The 4,019-nt window shown below is 68.1% G+C and carries 5 protein-coding genes; 2 read left to right on the top strand and 3 right to left on the bottom strand.

The window, feature by feature from the left end; genetic code table 11:
- Window positions 1-184 precede the first annotated feature (184 nt).
- Entirely contained in the window at window positions 185-1,072 is an 888-nt protein-coding gene (locus tag AC2VOG_RS07895) for an alpha/beta hydrolase (RefSeq protein WP_486939360.1), read from the bottom strand.
- Between the two features lie 36 nt (window positions 1,073-1,108).
- Between AC2VOG_RS07895 and AC2VOG_RS07890 the strand changes: the two genes are divergently transcribed.
- A complete protein-coding gene (locus tag AC2VOG_RS07890) occupies window positions 1,109-2,461 on the top strand; it encodes an FAD-binding oxidoreductase (RefSeq protein WP_486939359.1) in 1,353 nt (450 codons plus the stop codon).
- Here the strand turns inward: AC2VOG_RS07890 and AC2VOG_RS07885 are convergent, their stop codons facing one another.
- Window positions 2,462-2,992, bottom strand: a complete 531-nt coding sequence (locus AC2VOG_RS07885; RefSeq protein WP_486939358.1) for a TetR/AcrR family transcriptional regulator — start codon at window positions 2,990-2,992, stop codon at window positions 2,462-2,464.
- Window positions 2,993-3,098: 106 nt separating this feature from the next.
- On the opposite strand from AC2VOG_RS07885, the gene AC2VOG_RS07880 reads away from it, so the two are divergent.
- Window positions 3,099-3,725: an SDR family NAD(P)-dependent oxidoreductase gene (locus tag AC2VOG_RS07880; protein ID WP_486939357.1), complete on the top strand. Its 627-nt coding sequence runs from the start codon at window positions 3,099-3,101 to the stop codon at window positions 3,723-3,725.
- A gap of 20 nt (window positions 3,726-3,745) precedes the next feature.
- Here the strand turns inward: AC2VOG_RS07880 and AC2VOG_RS07875 are convergent.
- Window positions 3,746-4,019 (bottom strand): SMP-30/gluconolactonase/LRE family protein (locus tag AC2VOG_RS07875; RefSeq protein WP_486939356.1); only part of this gene is annotated, 274 nt, incomplete at its 5' end.

Here is a 4,019-nt window from a genome sequence, read left to right as displayed (position 1 = left end):
GCCACTGGGCACGACCCGAACGGAGACCGCCGCGCCCTGACCGACCTCGTTGGCCTCGATGGGACGAAACCGCGGAGGGGATCGAGCGATAGCTGTTTGAGGAGCGCCGGTTAGGGTCGGCAATTCCCGGTGCAGCGGACACGACCTGCGCCCGCCCCCGCGCGCGGCATCAGCCCCGGCAGCGTCATCCGGTAGGTAGCTTTCGCGTGAGGAACTCGAGCTGGTCGGCGATCACCCGCTCGAACGCGTCGCCGGTGTAGATCTCGAAATGTCCCTGCGGATAAAGCTTCACCTCGCCTTTCGGCGCCGCAGCGGCGTAGCGGCGGGTCGGCCCGGACGGGGCGACGGTGTCGGATTCGCAGATGCAGAACAGGATTGGGCAGGGCACCTTCGCCGCGAGCCGACCCGGACGGTAGGGCAACAGCTTCACCCCGATCCGCGCCGCAACCTCGTTGCGCAGGTCGACGCCGTCGGGTACCAACGCCAGATAGCCGGGGTACGCGTCGGGGGACGTCATCAGCGCCACCTCGCCGGGGTGTCCGGCCGTCTTCACCATCACTGGGTTGCCGCCGAAGCGCGACGTGGCGATGTCGCGGATCGCCAACGCCGTCAGGCGGGCGCTGACCAACGGATTGATCGCGGCCAGCGACGCGACGCTGTCGGTGAACGGGCACTGCGACACGACCGCCGCTATGCCCGGCACCCGGGCCGCCGTGGCGATCACATGACCGCCACTGAAAGACGTGCCCCACAACCCAATTCGCTGCGGGTCGATTCCCGGCAGGGTGCGGGCGAAGGCGGTGGCGGCGGCCCAGTCCTGCAACTGCATACCGACGTCGAGCAGTTGGCGCGGCGCACCTTCGCTGTCACCGAAGGTCCGGTAGTCGAACACCAGGCAGGCGTAGCCGGCCGCGGCGAAGCGTTCGGCGTAGGCATCCAGGCGCATCGTGCGCACCGCGCCCAGTCCGTGCGCCATCACCAGCAGTGGTGTGTCGCCGCTGCTGTCCGGCCGGTACAGCCAGGCGCTGATCCGGTCGCTGCCGGAGTTGAACCAGACATCGTCGCGCTGCATGACAGCAGTCTTGCATCCGTGTGGTAGACCAGCGCCATGGGCCGGGACGTCCTGCAGCAGGTGTCGTCGCTGGTGGGTGCGAGTTATGTCAGCACGGATCGCGACGTACTCGCCGGCCGCAGCGTCGATTACACCGGCCGCTACCGCGGCACTGCCAGTGCTCTGGTACGCCCTGGTTCGGCCGACGAAGTCGCCGAGGTGTTGCGGCTGTGCCGCGACGCCGGAACCCACGTCACCATCCAGGGCGGCCGGACGTCGCTGGTGGCCGGAACCGTTCCGGCACACGACGACCTGCTGCTGTCCACCGAAAGACTTTCTACCGTCGGCGATGTCGACCGCGCCGAACGCCGGGTAGCGGCCGAAGCGGGCGTGACGCTGAGCGCGGTGCAGCGCGCAGCCGGCGCGACCGGCCTGGTGTTCGGCGTCGACCTGGCCGCGCGCGACACCGCGACTGTCGGCGGGATGGCTTCGACCAACGCCGGCGGGTTGCGCACGGTGCGCTACGGCAACATGGGCAACCAGGTGCTCGGGATTGAGGTGGCGCTGCCCGACGGGTCGGTGGTCCGGCGGCACTCGCAGGTCCGGGCCGACAACACCGGCTACGACCTGCCGTCGCTGTTCGTCGGCGCCGAGGGAACACTCGGCGTGATCACCGCCCTGGATTTACGTTTGCATCCTCACCCGGCTCATCGGGTGACCGCGGTTTGCGGCTTCGACGAACTCGGCGCTCTGGTCGGCGCGGCCCGGCTGTTCCGGGACCTGGACGGCATCGCGGCGCTGGAGTTGGTCGACGGGCTGGCCGGGGCGCTGGCCGACGAGCATCTCGGCCTGCCGCCGCCGGTCGGCGGTCGGTGGCTGCTGCTGGTGGAGTTGGCGTCCGACGTCGATCAGACCGGGCGACTCGCCGGGCTGCTGGACGGCGTGCAGCCGTCGGGCGAGCCTGCGGTGGGCGTCGATACGGCTGCACAACAACGGCTTTGGCGGGTCCGTGAATCCGTGGCCGAGGTCGTCGGCTTATTCGGGCCGCCGCTGAAGTTCGACGTCGCGCTACCGCTGGCCGCGGTCGCCCGGTTTGCCGACGACGCCGGAATGCTCGTAGAGCGATATGCGCCCGGCGCGGTCGGGGTGTTGTTCGGCCACATCGGCGAGGGCAATCTGCACCTGAACGTGTTGCGTTGCAGCGCGGAGCAGGAGCGGGACCTGTATGCCGCGATAATGGACCTGATCGCCGACTGCGGCGGCAACGTCAGCTCCGAGCACGGGGTCGGCAGCCGCAAGCGCCGCTATCTCGGCATGTCTCGCGACGATGCCGATATCGCGGCGATGCGCACACTGAAGTCGGCGTTCGATCCGACCGGCTACCTCAACGCCGCCGTGCTGTTCGACTGATCAGCCCTTGATGCCGACCGCGTGCCGCAGCTGGGCCAGAAACTCGTCGGCGTCATCGCTGCGAATCATGTAGTGCGAGAACGCCACTCGTATAGCGGTGGCCGCCTTGACCGCCGCGTTGGGTCCGGGAATCAGGCGCTGCAGGCCGTCGCGCATCTGCGGGATGACGCCGGCGAATTGGGCGATGACGTGTTCGGGTTCGATGTCGACCATCCGCACACCGGTGTAGGAGTGCTGGTAGTCGACGATGAACCGCAACGCCGCATCGAGTTTGTCGACCCCTTTGAGGCCGGACGTGGCCTGGCTCATTCCGCTTTCGAAGGCGAGTCGTTCGTAGGTGGAGAACGCCGAGAGCAGGTCTTCTTTCGAGGAGAACCAGCGATACAGCGTGGGCCGTGATACCCCGGCCTGGACGGCGACGTCGGACAGGCTGAGCTTGCGTTTACCGTTGCGGCCCAGCACCTCAGCGGTGGCGGCGAGGATCCGCTGCTGCGTCGAGGTGTCGCTGTCGATGGTCGACGTCTGGTCCATACCCGCAACTTTACAAAGATTACTCGAAGTGTCACGCTGTTTTCGTGTCACTGGTAGCTGATCAACCGAGTCTAGCCGGGGAACTCCCCGAGGGCGGGCATCTGCGGTGAGCGATGCCAGAGCGGTCGTCATCTCCGAAGCGTCGTCGCCGGTCGCCTTCGCTACGGCGACTCGGCTGGCGGCGGACGGGCATTCGGTGGTGATGGGTTGCCCTCGACCCCAGGCCGGCGAGAAATTCGCCGCCCGGCTGCGATCGCGCGGCGCATCGGTGTTCGCCGCCCACCTTGACCTGGCCGACCCGCTGTCCGTCGACGGGTTCCTGGAGTCGGTGGACTACCTCATCGGCCAGGTCGACGGGCTGATCAGCGGGGCGGGCGTGGCCGAGAGATCCTGGGTGGGCGCGCAACACCTCGTCACGCAGCTTGTGACGCCGATGATCGACAACGGCCGCGGTGACGTCGTGCTGCTCAGCCCCGCGCTGTTCGGGGCGTCACCGGCCGGGGCCGACCGGATGCTCGACGCATGGATTTGCGGACTGGACGCCGAATTTGTCGGAACCGGCGTCCGGGCGTCGATCGTCCGCTCGACCAGTGCAGTGCCGCCCGGCGACGCCGGCCGCCTGATCGCCGCGACCATCGTCTCGCCCGACATGCACCTGTGCGTCGTCGACGTCATCCCGTCCCGCCGCGAGAGTGCAACTGTCGACGGGGTGACTCGAGAAATGCTTCGCTAGTTGCACTTTCGCGTCGGTCATCACGTACCTTCCACGCCGGCTGTATCGACGATCACCGTGTCGATGCGGGACAGCCGGGTGCCGACCAGTCGTTCGGGGTAGGCGTCGCTGCTGGACACCATGAACAGGGTCCGAGCGGCCGATCCGCCGAGCGTGCACGCGATGGCCACCCGATCGCCGATGTCGATGCGATGTGTCACGCGGCCATTGCCACCGCCCTCGACAATGCGCTCGAACTGGTGCGCGAGCGTCATCGCCGTCCAGACCCCGCCGCCGGTGTCCAGGCAGATGCCG

The organism is Mycobacterium sp. TH-M11 (genome assembly GCF_057473725.1).
Note: the sequence above shows the minus strand (reverse complement) of the source record. Positions and strands in the feature narration are given on the sequence as shown.